At 52.2% G+C, this 13962-nt stretch carries 16 protein-coding genes; 5 read left to right on the forward strand and 11 right to left on the reverse strand.

The genetic code is table 11. The features are described 5' to 3' along the window. Positions 1-30 precede the first annotated feature (30 nt). From B5F78_RS02670 to B5F78_RS02690, 5 genes are all read left to right on the forward strand, one after another. Positions 31-1572, forward strand: a complete 1542-nt coding sequence (locus tag B5F78_RS02670) for a glucosaminidase domain-containing protein (protein ID WP_087405906.1) — start codon at positions 31-33, stop codon at positions 1570-1572. Positions 1573-1584: 12 nt separating this feature from the next. Next, positions 1585-1767: a hypothetical protein gene (locus tag B5F78_RS02675; protein ID WP_087405907.1), complete on the forward strand. Its 183-nt coding sequence runs from the start codon at positions 1585-1587 to the stop codon at positions 1765-1767. A gap of 74 nt (positions 1768-1841) precedes the next feature. Continuing rightward, entirely contained in the window at positions 1842-2453 is a 612-nt protein-coding gene (locus B5F78_RS02680) for a hypothetical protein (protein ID WP_087405908.1), read from the forward strand. 5 nt (positions 2454-2458) lie between these two features. Beyond that, complete coding sequence (locus B5F78_RS02685) at positions 2459-4150, forward strand: ArdC family protein (RefSeq protein ID WP_087405909.1); 1692 nt, start codon at positions 2459-2461, stop codon at positions 4148-4150. A gap of 29 nt (positions 4151-4179) precedes the next feature. Further along, the gene (locus tag B5F78_RS02690) at positions 4180-4662 is read left to right on the forward strand and encodes a glycoside hydrolase family protein (protein WP_087405910.1); all 483 of its coding nucleotides are present in this window, start codon (positions 4180-4182) and stop codon (positions 4660-4662) included. Positions 4663-4724: 62 nt separating this feature from the next. Here B5F78_RS02690 and B5F78_RS02695 read toward each other — a convergent pair whose 3' ends face one another. From B5F78_RS02695 to mobV, 11 genes are all read right to left on the reverse strand, one after another. Next, positions 4725-4991: a hypothetical protein gene (locus B5F78_RS02695; protein ID WP_087405911.1), complete on the reverse strand. Its 267-nt coding sequence runs from the start codon at positions 4989-4991 to the stop codon at positions 4725-4727. Between the two features lie 55 nt (positions 4992-5046). Then, complete coding sequence (locus tag B5F78_RS02700) at positions 5047-5415, reverse strand: hypothetical protein (protein WP_430746763.1); 369 nt, start codon at positions 5413-5415, stop codon at positions 5047-5049. Positions 5416-5417: 2 nt separating this feature from the next. Then, positions 5418-5789 carry a hypothetical protein gene (locus B5F78_RS02705; RefSeq protein ID WP_087405913.1) on the reverse strand — a complete coding sequence of 124 codons (372 nt, stop codon included), beginning with the start codon at positions 5787-5789 and terminating at the stop codon, positions 5418-5420. Positions 5790-5801: 12 nt separating this feature from the next. Continuing rightward, positions 5802-6101, reverse strand: a complete 300-nt coding sequence (locus B5F78_RS02710; protein WP_087405953.1) for a sulfide:quinone reductase — start codon at positions 6099-6101, stop codon at positions 5802-5804. A gap of 93 nt (positions 6102-6194) precedes the next feature. After that, positions 6195-6680: a hypothetical protein gene (locus tag B5F78_RS02715; RefSeq protein ID WP_087405914.1), complete on the reverse strand. Its 486-nt coding sequence runs from the start codon at positions 6678-6680 to the stop codon at positions 6195-6197. Between the two features lie 539 nt (positions 6681-7219). Next, positions 7220-7399 carry a glyoxalase gene (locus B5F78_RS02720; RefSeq protein WP_087405915.1) on the reverse strand — a complete coding sequence of 60 codons (180 nt, stop codon included), beginning with the start codon at positions 7397-7399 and terminating at the stop codon, positions 7220-7222. Between the two features lie 27 nt (positions 7400-7426). After that, on the reverse strand, positions 7427-8059 hold the full coding sequence (locus tag B5F78_RS02725; protein ID WP_087405916.1) for a hypothetical protein: 633 nt from the start codon (positions 8057-8059) through the stop codon (positions 7427-7429). A 526-nt stretch (positions 8060-8585) separates the two neighbouring features. Continuing rightward, complete coding sequence (locus tag B5F78_RS02730; RefSeq protein ID WP_087405917.1) at positions 8586-10280, reverse strand: ParB/RepB/Spo0J family partition protein; 1695 nt, start codon at positions 10278-10280, stop codon at positions 8586-8588. Between the two features lie 78 nt (positions 10281-10358). Beyond that, the gene (locus B5F78_RS02735; protein WP_087405918.1) at positions 10359-10607 is read right to left on the reverse strand and encodes a hypothetical protein; all 249 of its coding nucleotides are present in this window, start codon (positions 10605-10607) and stop codon (positions 10359-10361) included. A gap of 261 nt (positions 10608-10868) precedes the next feature. Continuing rightward, on the reverse strand, positions 10869-12323 hold the full coding sequence (locus B5F78_RS02740; RefSeq protein ID WP_087405954.1) for an OmpA family protein: 1455 nt from the start codon (positions 12321-12323) through the stop codon (positions 10869-10871). Between the two features lie 53 nt (positions 12324-12376). Continuing rightward, on the reverse strand, positions 12377-13834 hold the full coding sequence (mobV, locus tag B5F78_RS02745) for a MobV family relaxase (protein ID WP_204502453.1): 1458 nt from the start codon (positions 13832-13834) through the stop codon (positions 12377-12379). Positions 13835-13962: the final 128 nt, after the last annotated feature.

Consider the following 13962-nt stretch of genomic DNA (forward strand, 5'->3'; position numbering starts at 1 on the left):
ACAATAATTCTTAATTATGACACAACTGAAATGAGCAAGAATCAAGAATACGCATCAAAATACGCGGAATTTGCGATGTTACAGATGCGGCGGTACGGCATACCGGCCTCCGTCATCCTCGCACAGGGCATACTGGAAAGCAGCAACGGACAGAGCGAACTGGCCCGGAAAGGGAACAACCATTTCGGTATCAAGGCTACGTCCGCATGGCTGGAGGACGGTGGCGGCTACCTGGTATATACGGACGACAGGCCAAACGAAAAATTCTGCAGGTATGATTCCGTAGGCGACAGCTACGAGCATCATTCACAGTTCCTGAAAGAGAACGGACGTTACGCCAGGTGCTTCACCTTGCCGCCCGATGACTATAAGGGATGGGCGGAAGGCATCGAACGGGCCGGATATGCCACGAACGGAGGGTATGCCGCCAAACTACAGCAGATTATCGAACGGAACGGGCTACAGGAATATGACCGGATGGTGATGCAGGAGATGAAAGCGCAAGGCAAGTCTTTCGGTGTGGAGGGCAATCCGAGAAACACGGAGAGCCGGAAAGAGTATTCATTTCCTGTCAGCAGGGAGGAGTACCTGTTCGTCACCTCGCCTTTCGGGATGCGTACCGACCCGATGGACAAAACCAGGCAACAGATGCACAAGGGCATCGACATCCGCACGGATCATGACGACGTGCTGGCCACTGAGGCGGACGGGAAAGTGGTCGGCGTAAACCACAATGCCCAAACCGCCGAAGGAAAGTCCGTCACCGTCGAGTACGCACGGGAAGGCGGAGGAAGGCTGCAGGTCACCTATATGCACCTGGACAGTATCGCCGTGAAGAAAGGCGACACGGTGCAGGCAGGCCAAAAGCTCGGTGTGTCGGGAAACACCGGCACCCGCACCACGGGCGAGCACCTGCATTTCGAGGTCAAGGACATTGACAAGGAGGGTACGGAAAGGCACATCGACCCGGCAGCTTACCTGGCGGACATCGCGCAGAAAGGCGGCATCCGCCTGCAGGCCTTGCATGACGGGAATGACCTGCTGGCCAAATACAAGCCGGAAACGCCGGACACCGGCCGTCCGTTGTCCACGGAGGAATGGATGAAGAAACTGCTCTCCTCGGAAGACAGCGGCGTGGGCGTCACCGGCGCAGACCCGGTAATGGAAATGGCCATGAACGCCTACACCTCGCTGATGCTGCTGGCCGTGCAGATAGACGGCAAGGCCGAAGAGGAACGGAAAGCATTGGTATCGGAATACGCGAACCGGAAACAGGCGGACCTGACCGCCCTTGTACCCGGCATGAAAAGCTGTACGGTAGGCATGGAAGGCAACGGGAAGGCCGTCCTCCTGGCGGATAACGGCATCGTGACGGTCCGACACGAACTGACCGCCGCTGAGATGAACCGCCTCTCACTGGTGCTGGCCGATGGGAACTTGTCCGACGAAGCCAAACGGATGCGTGTGGCAGGGATGGTGAACGGAATCGTGCTGAGCCGACAGGCCGCGCAGAACTATGAACTGGGAATGAGCGAGGGACAGGAACGCGCAGAAAGCCTGCAACGGAAATAAGGGAAAGACAATATGAAAGGACTGGTTTTATATCTGGCACAAGGAGTGTTGGCCTTGTCGGTACTGGCACTTCACATAACGGTATGCCTGCTCCTGTTCGGCAGGACGGGTACGTTGGTCTATTTTGGCATACAGGCAGCCATAACCGTCTGGATTGTCTATGAGATGATACGGGCGCCGAACTATGACGACTGACCGTCAGTATTCAACGTTCTCCATCCATCACACACATCAAGGGTTCGGCAAAACATCATTTTAATTAAAGACGTATGATCAAATGCAATGTGACAGTGTGCGGAACCGTCAGCAGGGAAGCGGCGGTGCGCACGGACAAGGCGGGCAAGCCGTTCGTGAGCTTTGCCCTGAACGTGGTAATCCCGGCCAGAAACGGCATCAACAAGACCATCGAGGTGAGCGTGGCCAAGGACGGCAACGACACGGACCTGGCGGCTTACCGTCTGGGGACAAGGCTGGAAGTGGCCGGTACGCTCGTCCTGAAGAAACGTGAAGAGCGGATGTATTTCAACCTCTCCGCCTCGGGCGTGAACTTTGCCACCACGGAAGACAAGGATTTCATCAAGGGGCAGATGGAGTTCCGTGGAAAAATCGGCAAGTCCGTGGAAGAGTGCAAGGACAAGAACGGCAAGGATTATATCCGGTTCTCCGCCTTCAGCGCCGAGAAGATAGGCGACGGCTTTACCTATATCTGGGTGCGCTTCTTCTGTTTCGACCGGAAGCGCGAGGCATGGCTGCAGCCCGGTACGAGGGCGGAAGTCAAGGGTGAGCTGGAACTGTCCGCCTACAATGACAGCCTGAGCCTGTCATGCCGCGTGGACGAAATGGCCGAGTATGTCAAACCGCCTTATCCGGCAAATAACTGACGCTTATGGGGTACAGGAAAAATAATCCGGACGGTCCGGGCAGTGAGGACAAGGCCCTGATCCTGTTTTCAGAAATGATGATACGGAAAATCGAGGAAATAAGCAAGGACTGGAGGAAGCCTTGGTTTACGGATGGCACGCTCACATGGCCGAAGAACATGGCCGGACGGGAGTATAACGGACTCAACGCCCTGATGTTGCTCATGCACTGCGAGGATCAAGGGTACAGGATACCCCGTTTCTGCACGTTCGATGCGGTAATGCGCATGAACGGCAAGACGGACAAGGAAGGCAATCCCCTGCCGAGGGTGTCCGTCCTGCGCGGGGAGAAGTCTTTTCCCGTGATGCTCACAACCTTCACGTGCATCGACAAGGAGACCAAGGAAAAAATCAAGTACGAGGATTACAAGAAGCTGAGCGATGAGGAAAAGAAGCAGTATAATGTATATCCTAAAACGCAGGTTTTCAGGGTGTTTAACATAGACCAGACCAATCTGAAGGAAAGCCGCCCTGAACTCTACGGCAGACTGGCGGAAGAGAGCGGGCAAAGGAAGCCTGAACAGACAGAACCGCAGTTCAGCTTCGGTCCGATGGACCGGATGATAAGCGAAGACCTGTGGGTGTGCCCCATTACTCCAAAGTATCAGGACAGAGCGTATTATTCCATTAGCAAGGATGAGATTGTCGTGCCTGAAAAGGCGCAGTTCAAGGACGGCGAGTCTTTTTACGGTACGCTGCTGCATGAGATGACCCACAGTACGGGAGCAGAAAGCCGCCTCGGACGCATCAAGCCCGCCGCTTTCGGCTCGGCCGATTACGCCCGCGAGGAACTGGTGGCGGAACTGGGCAGTGCCTTGGTGGCGCAACGGTACGGCATGAGCCGGCACCTGAAGGAGGACAGCGCGGCTTACCTGAAATCATGGCTCGGCAGTCTGAAAGAATCACCGCAGTTCATCAAGACCACCTTGCTGGACGTGAAAAAGGCCGCCTCCATGATAACCCGGCACATTGACCGTATCGCGCAGGAGATGGAACAGGCCGCTAAGGAAAAGCAAGACGGGCAGGAAGAGGGAAAGGTGTTCTATTCCTCCGTAGCCTACCTGCAGTCCACCGATGACACTTTCCGGCTTGACGCCCTCAAGGACAAAGGCGACTATGACGGTCTCCTGAAACTGGCCAGGGAGTATTACGACGGTAACGGCATGGACGAGAAATACACTTTCCGCTCGCCGCTTCAGAACAGGGGTGATGACCTGCTCGTCGAGGACAAGGACTTCGCCGTCGTGTACAACGGCAGTGTGGGCGGCACATACGAGGTGATGCTCAAGTTCACGGAAGAGGAAGTGCGTGACCACATCCGGCGCAACGGCACCAACCGGGCCAGCGAAGATGTGAAAGAGTTGGCAAGGGATATGGCGGAAGGACAGTTTGATGAAATGGCCGGCCGCCGTATGCCTGCATTTGAGATGGAGAACGGGGATGTGCTGCACATCCGCTACAACAGGGGAACGGACAGACTGGATGTGGGCAGCGCCACCAATGCCGGGCTGGCCGTCCTGCACAGTTTTCCCTACGCATACGACCGCAGCCTTGATGATAACCTGCAGAATGCGTATGAAAAACTTTCGGAAATGCCGGACTACGAAAACAGGGAAAAGGAGGATATAGAACTTGAAAGAGGAGGCTTCCGTCGTTGACAAAACTAAGAAAAAAAATAACATAAATCATGACATACCGATATTTAATCCTGCTGATGTTCATATCAGGTTGCCTGTCAATCCGTGCGCAGACCGTTTCCAAGTTTGAACTGGCTGTCACGGCCATCAAATGGTTCGAAAGGCTACACGGGCCTTCCAACTATCCTTATGTAGGCTACGGACACCGGTTAAAACATGGCGAAAAGTTATCATGGCGGATGTCTGAAAGAAAGGCAGACGCGCTCCTACGAAAAGATTTGCAGGGGCTTTGTGCCGTATTCAGGGGCTTTGGCCGTGACAGTATTCTTCTTGCCACCCTTGCTTATAATGTCGGGGCTGCCCGTTTGCTCGGCTATGGCAAGATACCGCAGAGCAGGCTGGTGAGCAAGCTGAAGAGAGGCGACAGGAACATATATAAGGAATATGTAACTTTCCGATGTTGGAATGGGAAAGTCATACCCTCCATAGAACTGAGGCGGAAAGTGGAGTTCCTCCTGCTATACGAAAAATAACAGGCTAAATCCGAGTGGAAATAATATCCACCCGGATTTCCCGTTAATAACAGCCCGGTTGGCTAATCCCCATTATCGGAAAGATATTTTTTCCAGCCTACCTCGTCAATCAAGAGCTTGCCCATTTCCCAATCGTATTCCAAATCAGGCATCGGACGGACGGCATACGGGAAATGGACGCTGTAGCCGATTTGTCCGTATGAGCAGAACAGCGGCTGCACGCACAGGTTAAGTCCGAAATAACTTTGCGGCGTACAATACTTACGCCAGTTGAAACGTCCGCTGATGATGTTCCGGCAAAGCCGGTGAAGGTATTTGTTTTCATCCATAATAATGTCTTTATTTATGGGGAGGTGGTCGGCCTCCCCGTTACCTTTTTATTACTTATTGCTCTTCCTCGTCATCGTTGGCCTCCTGATAGGCGACGCATAAGTCCAATACCATGTCTCCGGCAGCTTCCATATCCTCCACGATGTCCTTCATGTTGTATGGTGCTCCGTTCTTCCCATGGCCGTCCGGCCCCAGCCAGAGGTATGCCTCGCTGTCGGGGTCAAAGCCGTCCACAAAATAAATGATGCCGTCAATGAGCGTCTGAATGTCGCCCCTCTCCATCCCTGCCTGGAAATTGAAATCCTGCCCGTAAGGGGTGAACTTTGAAAATTCAAGTATCACCTTGTCGTCATTTCCACTGCCCGCGATATGAACCTGCCATCCGTTTTCTTCCGCAATGGCGATAATCTTTTCCTGTGTCATAGTCATATTTTCTTGTTTGTATCATATAGTCCTGAAAGGAAATCTTGCAGCTCCTTGTCCCTGATGTCTTTCAGCGGGCATGGAACGTAACCGGGAAGCTCGGTTATCCTGAAGATTATCCCATTCCGCTTCACCTCGATGATTTCCATTTCGTGCACGGAGACATAACCGTACTCCGTTTCCTGCAGGCCGGCCACAATGGCAAAAAGCGTGAAATCATCGTGTACCTTTTGCCCCTCCAGCACATACCAGCGGATGTGGCCGATAAAGAACACGCATACGCAAACGGCCTCCTTGCCTTTACCTTCCTGTGAATACAGCGGATAGTCCTTGAATCTTTCCGCCAGCCGTGGTGTAATCAGTCTGTCTTTCATCGTCTTGTCCTTTTAATAAGCCTCATTTTCAAGTGTTTTATAATAAAGTCCTTGTGCCTCCAATGCGTCCATTGCCACAGCGGCCAGCCTGCAGGCCCATTCGTTACGCTGGTCATAACGCCCTTTGCGCCAGTCGGCGGCCAGTGCCTCCATAAAGTAGAACATGACCTTGCCTTTTTCATTCACCAAGTAACGGTGGTCGGCAGCCAATGCCCTGCCTGTTTCCTTTGCCGAACACATCCCGCCGTTTACGAAACGGGAAAAACCGTCCACAAACTGTTTGTCTTTCTCTGAAATCTGACTGTAATCCATAATCTTCTTTGTTTTAAGTTTCATTTATATTCCAAAGTTTGGAAAGCGGTTGTTTACACCGCTTTTCCAATCTTTTTCCGATTTGCCGAATTATCAAAAATGATAATCAATGACACCACCTATATAAAGCAATGTGCCGGGCTTCATGCTGCTGACGGCGCACATGAACTCATAAGACTCTTCCGCATAGCTTTGCAAGCCTCCTTCGTCCATATGGAACTGACAGTCCGTATGCAACGGGTTCCTCAATTCCTTTTCAAGCTGATATACAGGGCCTACGGACTTGTATGCGTTCTCGGCGGTGATTGCTTCCATTTTCAGGCGGATATTGCCGATAAACTTTTCTGTCCATTCTTCAATGCCTCCGTTATAACGAAGCACGTCTTCTGAAACCAGCTCGAACATACCGGCAGGCAGGATTTCATTCACCAGATAGAAAATACATTCCAGCCGTTCCTCATCGTCAATCTCCGAACAATAATCGTAATTCGTGCCGTCACCCTGTTCAATGGTGTTCTCCGTAAGGCGGCAATCCTCGTCCACCTTTACTGTAGTGATTTGAAAAATCTTTCCGTGCATAATTGTAATGATTTTAGTTGTTTTTTATCCCTTTGTTTGGAGCTTTTCCGGCTCCGCCATCGGGATTTGATTTTATGTGCCCAGCAGACTGCGGAAAGGGAAATGCAAGGCAAGGAAATCCGGTCAAATCTTACGGAATACCCAAAAGTGTGCTTTTGTGGAAGGCTGTCGTCAGATTTTAACGGATTAGTCCGAGGACGGTACTTGACGGCATGGACGGGCAGTAGCTTTGCACCGGAAAATCAAGGACGATGGCGTGGCGGATGCGAAATAAGGATGGAATAAAGTGGATATAAAAGGAAAAATGAAATATAAAAACGGAATGAGATGAACCTTAAAAAGGAAGGAAACTCTTATAAGCATATAAAAGGATTGGCAGGTCAAGGCATACTGGGTAGCTCTGGATATACAGCCATAAGAACTTACAAAGGCAGCAACTCCACGAAGAACATCTCTGTTTCCGAATAATCGGAAGCTGTCGGGATGAAGGTTTGATACCCTCCGGCTTATTGACAAGTCGGAGGGATTTAATCAAACATTCAGTCTAATTCTATTTCATCGGGATAAACATCCATTTCTGCACCGCTGCTGACCTGTACGACAAATCCTTTGTCCGTCCTGCCGACAATGGTCGCACTGCGGTAGCCTCTCCATGGGATTGTCAGGTAACAATGCCTGCCATACTCCGGAAAATCCGTATAATCGTCATTTTCAAACATAAACATTTCTGTTTTAAGTATTTAACATCAATCCACATCATAACCAATGAAAGTGTCATCGTTGATTAACAGGTAATAATAGCCGTTGCCATACCCCCTGTATTCCTTGCAGAAGCCGGCTGTGACCTTGCCATCGCCTTTCGGCTCACACCAAAGCGTACCGTCATAGCCGCAAAAATCAAAACGGGAGGTGGTGAATTTCCTGCAATTTTTCAGTGCGGACTTAAACATCGACATGATTGCACTGCCGCAATACTTCTCTATGGTGGAAAGCCTGATACACTTCCCGTCTATCCGCGTTCCTGTAGTGACATGGTTTTCATAAAGCGACTTGGCCGGGTCTGCCTTGGCTATGCCTGCCAGCCAGTCATTGGTAAACGAAGCTGATTGGGCCAGACGCTGGTATTTCAACACCAGTTTGCGGTTGAGTTCTTCCTCACTGACCGGAACCGGGTAGAAAATCTTTTCAATGGATTGCCAATCATTGAAAACAAATCCACGTTTGCGCTTCCCGATAGCCAATATGCCAATTCCGCCTTCATCCCTGTTGATAAACAGGTGACGGCGTTTTCCGCCAATCTGCACACAAAGCCTTGTAGGATTTTCAGGATTACGAAGATAGGCTTCCGCCTCGTGCATGATTTTGTTTTGTACTGCCATAACATTTAAGTTTTTAATGATTTTTATTTTCCCTTTGATTGGAGCTTTTCCGGCTCCGTCATCGGGATTTGATTTTACGTGCCGGACAGACTGCGGAAAGGAAATGCAAGACAAGGAAATCCGGTCAAATCTTACGGAATACCCAAAATATTTTTTTGCGGAAGGCTGCCGTCAGATTTCAACGGATTAGTCCGAGGACGGTACTTGATGGCATGGACGGGCAGTAGCTTTGCACGGGAAAATCAAGGCCGTGGCGTGGGCGGATGCGAAATAAGGGAGGAAGATCCAAACGGTATAAAAGGGATATAAGGGGGATGGTATAAAGAGAGGAACGGAATGGTATAAAAGGGTGAGAGCTTTCGCTCGGGAAGGCTGTCTATAAGTGAAAATGACCCGCACGACAAAAGGTCAGCAGCCTTATCCGTAAACGGTTCTGTAATTCCGTGGAAACAGGGCGTATGGGGTCGGAGCTTGCCGAAACGGAAAGCAGGACGGATTTCTCCGCCCTGCCTCCTTGGATTTCACATCATGCCGCCTCTTCTGATTGTGGCCGTTCCCCGGATTGCTGCAGTTCTTCTGCCTCTTCCGCTTCCTTGGCCAGCAAGGCCGCTTTCTTTTCCTCGATGCGTTGGTGACGCTTCTCATACACTTCGTCATACCCGCTCTTGATGTCGGCCAATGTGTCGGGCATGTGCTTCCTTGCGAAGTCAAGCAACAGGGATGCCACGGCGTTGCCGCCACGTGCGTCCTTGAACCTTGCAATCAGAAAATCCCTGCGGATGACGGCTTTCGCTTTGGCCGTGAGGTTAGCGATGAAGTTCATTTTCTCCTCATCCGTGAGGTATGGAACTTCTGCGTCAATGCCGAGCGTCTGATAATGTTCCTTACGGAGGTCGGCCAACATAAAGAAATAAATCATCCTGTCCTCGTCCGCGCCAAACTTGGTTTCCGTAATGTCGGCTTCCAGAATGCGTTTCTTCGTGTCCTCCACTGTCTTTTCAAGGGCTATCTCCTTGTTGCGCCTGTCCTGCTTCTCCAATTTCTCAATGGGTGACATCGGTTGTCCGTCCATGCCGTCATTTTGTTCCGCTTTTTTATAGCACAGGGTGATGTCGTTCCGTTCTATCCTCGCATAAAACATGATTTCTCCTGTATCGGCCTTGCTGTTTATTTCCTCACACCTCTCGTTGTAAACGGACATGTCTTGCCCGTAATCCTTGCAAGCCTGCTCGTAATCCTCCTGGGTGTCATATTCGTCCGTCTGTGGCTCTTCGGGGCGTTTGGGATAAATTGGCAGGTAGCCTTGCAGGTTTTCTACCACATACCCCATGCCCACAAGACGCTCCACGGCTTTGTCATTACCGTTATATGCGTCACGGCAAAGGATGACGGTCGGCTGCCGCTCCATGATTTGCACTGCCTTTTCCACCAAAAACGACACGTTCTTTTCCTCAAGGCAACTCCGCTTGGCGCAATTTCCGCATCCCTCCTCGTGGAACAGGCTCATGTTATTGGTGTTGAACGGACAGGTGGCGCATGTGGTCTTGTCGAACAGATAATGACGCAGGTCGGTGGTGAAGTCACGCTCGATGTTCCTGGCCACCTCGGATGCTTTCAGTCCTCGCCAACTGCCATATACGCCCTCTTTCAAATGACGGTCATACACCTCTTGCTGGATGTCCTCTCCGTAACGGCAGATTTCACTTGCCACGCTGACAGACAGCTCGTCCGTTTCCAGCAATTCGGCGATTTCGGGTATCAATGCCGTAAATTTAAGGCGTGTGCGGATGTAATCCTCCGACTTGCCGAACTGCACAGCCAAAGACTGAACGTCATAACGCCCGCCCTCCAGCAACTTCTGATAGGCTCTGGCTTCCTCCATAGGGGTAACATCCTTGCGCTGGAGGTTTTCCGTTATGGCCATTTCCACGGCTGCGTCATCCGTGATGTCAAGGACTACCGCCGGAATTTCATCCGTTCCTGCCATGACTGACGCACGGTATCTGCGCTCGCCGAACACAATCTCAAACAGGCCGGTGTCCGCGATAGGACGCACTCCGATAGGCTGCAGGACACCCTGCTGACGGATGCTGTCCGCAAGCTCGCCGAGACTTTCCTCGTCAAAATGCTTGCGTGGGTTGAAACCGCCCGGACGGATGTCTGCCAATGCCAACGATACGATGTTTCTCTCTGCTACGGTCTGAATGTCTTTAGTTCCCATAAGTTTTTGTTTTTAATTGTTGATGATTGAATTTCTTTTATTTCCCTAATGTAGCCATTTTCACGGCCTGCAACGGGGTTATTTTTCTGCCCAATCAAAGGGCCAAAGGACATAAAGGCAAATCTGACGGCGGAAATACGCTTTGCGCGCAAAGGAAGATTTCCGGCAGGCACCTTTGGCGAAACCGGATTTGCTGATTGGACGCAGCCCGTTACTTTTGCGGAAAAATAATCCGTGGCCGGCCATGTGAATGCGAAAGAAGCCGGAATAAACGCTTGTATAACCGTAGGATGGACGCTTAAAACGGCCGGGTGAAAAAAGTGACATATCTGTCAACTTTTTGACATGGAAAAGGTGAGATGATGGGTATAGGGGGGATATAAGTGGATATTGACGAAAAATGACATTTCTGTCATTTTTTGATAATGGCCAAAATTTTTCCACGAATTTTTACAGAACGTCACTTATGCAGGAAAACCTACAAATCCTGCATCGGTAAAAGGGAAGGAACAAAAAAAGGTGAGCCTGTCCGTCACGGACAAGCCCACCGGTTTCAAAAGCAAAAGAAAATGTATATGGCTGCGACAATTATCGTGGGATAAACAGGCGCACCTGCGTATGTCGGTTGCCTTCCAAAGGAGTGTAATCGGAAATGCCACCTATGTCCGCCTTTTCAATCCTGTCCGGTGCGACACCCCGACGGACAAGTTCCCAGGCGATGTATTCCGCCCTTGCCATGCCGAGGCGGTCGTTGATTTCCACCGTTCCGGTCATGCTGTCCGCCGCTCCCGTAACGGTCACATACAGGCCATGGCCGGTGATGACACGCGCCAGCGCATCAAGGTTGATTCCTTGTGCCGGTTCGGTCAGCTTTGTTGTTCCCAGTTCAAAGAAAAAATAGATTGGAATGCCAATGTGTCCGCTGGCTGTATATTTCGCCAGCCGGGCATCCGCCTGTTTGTGAGCATTTGCCATAGCCGTGCTGTCATACAAGCCTTTAATGTCATGGCTATGCAACGTGTCTGTATCACCTTTGGTCCTGAGCGTATCGGTCGGCGAGGCCAACGGGTCCATTCCGTTCCAATGCCTGTTCCTTAACCGGGCCATTAGGGAGTTCAAACCGCTGTAATCGTTTCCGGGATTGCCCGTGTCATAGTTATACAGGCTGTCCGCAGCCCATCCGTATTTGTCAAGCAAGCCTTCCAGCTCCAGTATCTTGCGTAACTCACGGATAATCCTGCCGTCTTTCTCATGACGGCTTGCGTAGCGGCGGTTGGCACCGGCCAACGCTTCCGACCGCCTCACGAGCCATTCGTTCCGGCAAACATACGGCCTTGCGTCCACCACGCGTTTCCAGCCCGTCTTTCCGATAGTGACGGACAACCCGGCTGAAAGCGTCAGGAACCTGTCACCCCATTTGCCAATCTTCCCATATCCGTCAAATTCCCGGAACGTGGTGCATCCGCCAAGCTCCAGGGTGGCAGCCAGCCGCCCGGTAATCCGATAACGGCCTTGTATGCCGTAGGATAAGGAGAACTGTTTTTGTCCGTTGTCCTTGTGGTGCAACAGGCCCATGCCCACGTAGGGAACAAGACTCCACTCCGCAGGAGTGCCGTCTTTCCGCTGCTCGCCCAAAAGGCTCCAGAGCAAGTCCGCATGGTAATGGTGGAAATTCCTCGTGTCCAATGCACCGTCCTTGAACTTGCCGCCCTGCCAGCCGATACGGCTCCCGATGTGAGGGGTGAACCATTTTCCGACATTGACAGCCCATGAAGGCTGCAGGCGGCCGAACAAGTCCTCGCAGCCGAGAGGATTTCCCAGGAAGGCGGAAGCCCCTCCCGACACGCCGACGAACCAGTTGGCCGTCCACGGGGAAGCCACCAGCACACCGTCCAAATACGACGGCGTGGTGACGGATTGCACTTTTTCCATGGAATATTGATAGCCGCTGTTTCCTATTGAATCTGTAGGCACTGGTCTGGCAACAGCCCTTGCCCACAAGGAACAGAATGCCGCAAAAATGAAAATGAATCTCTTTGTCATAATGTTCAACATTAATTGGTGAATATACAAATGGATAAGATTAAAAATGGAGGTCAGCGTTTGGGCTTCTTGCCGGTGGCCGGACGCATCATGCGCTGCGCCATCATCATACAACGGTAAGCCCAGCGGCGGTCGTCCTCGTCATCGTCACGCCCCCATTTCAGGCCGTTTCCTCCATCACCGCCACCCTGGCCTTCGGCAAAAGTGGTGGCGGCATCCACATAACCGAGGAACAGCAGCGTGGCGCAATGGAGGACTTCCGCGCCCTGCTCGGAAATGCTCTGCATGAGCGTTCCGTCAAAGGCACCGCACGCTTCCGCGCCGAACCGTGCCATCAATTCCCGGTGTTCGCCGACCAGACGCTCCACCAGCACATCCTTTAACAGGCTGTCCACCTTCGCGTGGATGTCACGGGAGTACCGGTAGGCTTCCTCGCGCAGTTCCCCCGTGCGGCTTTGTATGGCATCCATATCCTTCTGGAGCAAGGCCAGTTGCCGGTCGGCGGCTTCCAGCTTTTCCTGCTTGTCCGCCAGTTTGTCCCGGACAACCGTGAGCTCCTTTTCCAACCGGGATATTTCTGCGGAAAAGGCCATGGCGTCGCCGCTTTGCGACTGCAGTTCACGGCGGTATGCCGCCAGTTGCGCCTCTTTCTCCGCCTTCTCCTTCTTCAGGTTCTCCACCATCGTGTTCAAGCCTTTCACCCTGCGCTCTGCCAGGCGTATCTCCACGCGGAGGTCCGACAAAGCCTTCCGGTGCTGCTCTATCTGCTCCTCGATGGAAGTGCATTCCTCATTGAGGTGTCGGCGGTATTCCTCGGTGGAGCGGTGTCTGGCTCCGGTGACGGCGACATCGCTACCACGGTGAAGTTCCCATTTCCGGTTTATCGCGGCCAGTTCGTTGTGAAGCTCCCGGAAACGTCTGCTGCCCTCGTACATGTCCTTGCCGGAAAAGATTTTCTTGTAGGCGAACTCGCCGTCCTTGATTGGCAGGAGGGTGCAGTGTATGTGCGGATTCAATTCATCCAGGTGTACATAGAAACCGACGATGTTTTCCTCACCGAACTTGCCGGACACGAAAGCGTAGATGTCCTGCGCCCATTTCTCAATCTCCGGCTTTCTTTTGACCGATGAATTGTCCGCGCCTTTGTCAAAGTCCACCTTCTGGTCTCCGAAGGCCAGTTCACGCATACGGGATTGCGAGCCGCCAAAGATAAAATTGGCGACGGTGCGGTACTTGGGTTCCGCCAGCCCCTCGTTCCTGTCACGGATGCCGCGGCTTCGCAAGTTCTCCGCCATCCGCTCCGGGATGCTTTTCGTTTTGTCCACGGCCTGCACCTTGCCGCCTTTGACAATTTCAAAGTTCAGGTGTTCGCGCGTGGGGTCATAATTGCCCTTGCTGACGGCGTGTTCCCAGCCTTCCTTCGTCCATCTGCGCTGGTGTTCGTCGCTCTGGGCGGTCGTGATGCCCGCCGACGGGCGGATGTCCATCACCTGTTTAGCGTTTCCTGCCATATTGTCTGTACCTGTTTTGCGGACAACCGCACTGTCCCAGCTTGCTGCCCCGTCGGACAGCCTCTCCCGTCGCCGTAGGCGCACGGGGTATTAGGCTACCCACTTCCCTTTGTTCGTGGCAGGCGGGC

The organism is Bacteroides sp. An279, assembly GCF_002159615.1.
Classification (GTDB): Bacteria; Bacteroidota; Bacteroidia; order Bacteroidales; family Bacteroidaceae; genus Phocaeicola; species Phocaeicola intestinalis.

Bases quoted from the DNA above. Each gene is read 5' to 3' on its own strand.
- B5F78_RS02685 (WP_087405909.1), top strand. From the start codon at position 2,459: ATGGGGTACAGGAAAAATAATCCGGACGGTCCGGGCAGTGAGGACAAG.
- B5F78_RS02690 (WP_087405910.1), top strand. From the start codon at position 4,180: ATGACATACCGATATTTAATCCTGCTGATGTTCATATCAGGTTGCCTG.
- B5F78_RS02735 (WP_087405918.1), bottom strand. From the start codon at position 10,607: ATGTCACTTTTTTCACCCGGCCGTTTTAAGCGTCCATCCTACGGTTAT.
- mobV (WP_204502453.1), bottom strand. From the start codon at position 13,834: ATGGCAGGAAACGCTAAACAGGTGATGGACATCCGCCCGTCGGCGGGC.
- B5F78_RS02720 (WP_087405915.1), bottom strand. From the start codon at position 7,399: ATGTTTGAAAATGACGATTATACGGATTTTCCGGAGTATGGCAGGCAT.
- B5F78_RS02740 (WP_087405954.1), bottom strand. From the start codon at position 12,323: ATGACAAAGAGATTCATTTTCATTTTTGCGGCATTCTGTTCCTTGTGG.
- B5F78_RS02730 (WP_087405917.1), bottom strand. From the start codon at position 10,280: ATGGGAACTAAAGACATTCAGACCGTAGCAGAGAGAAACATCGTATCG.
- B5F78_RS02725 (WP_087405916.1), bottom strand. From the start codon at position 8,059: ATGGCAGTACAAAACAAAATCATGCACGAGGCGGAAGCCTATCTTCGT.
- B5F78_RS02715 (WP_087405914.1), bottom strand. From the start codon at position 6,680: ATGCACGGAAAGATTTTTCAAATCACTACAGTAAAGGTGGACGAGGAT.
- B5F78_RS02705 (WP_087405913.1), bottom strand. From the start codon at position 5,789: ATGAAAGACAGACTGATTACACCACGGCTGGCGGAAAGATTCAAGGAC.
- B5F78_RS02680 (WP_087405908.1), top strand. From the start codon at position 1,842: ATGATCAAATGCAATGTGACAGTGTGCGGAACCGTCAGCAGGGAAGCG.
- B5F78_RS02670 (WP_087405906.1), top strand. From the start codon at position 31: ATGAGCAAGAATCAAGAATACGCATCAAAATACGCGGAATTTGCGATG.
- B5F78_RS02675 (WP_087405907.1), top strand. From the start codon at position 1,585: ATGAAAGGACTGGTTTTATATCTGGCACAAGGAGTGTTGGCCTTGTCG.
- B5F78_RS02700 (WP_430746763.1), bottom strand. From the start codon at position 5,415: ATGACACAGGAAAAGATTATCGCCATTGCGGAAGAAAACGGATGGCAG.
- B5F78_RS02695 (WP_087405911.1), bottom strand. From the start codon at position 4,991: ATGGATGAAAACAAATACCTTCACCGGCTTTGCCGGAACATCATCAGC.
- B5F78_RS02710 (WP_087405953.1), bottom strand. From the start codon at position 6,101: ATGGATTACAGTCAGATTTCAGAGAAAGACAAACAGTTTGTGGACGGT.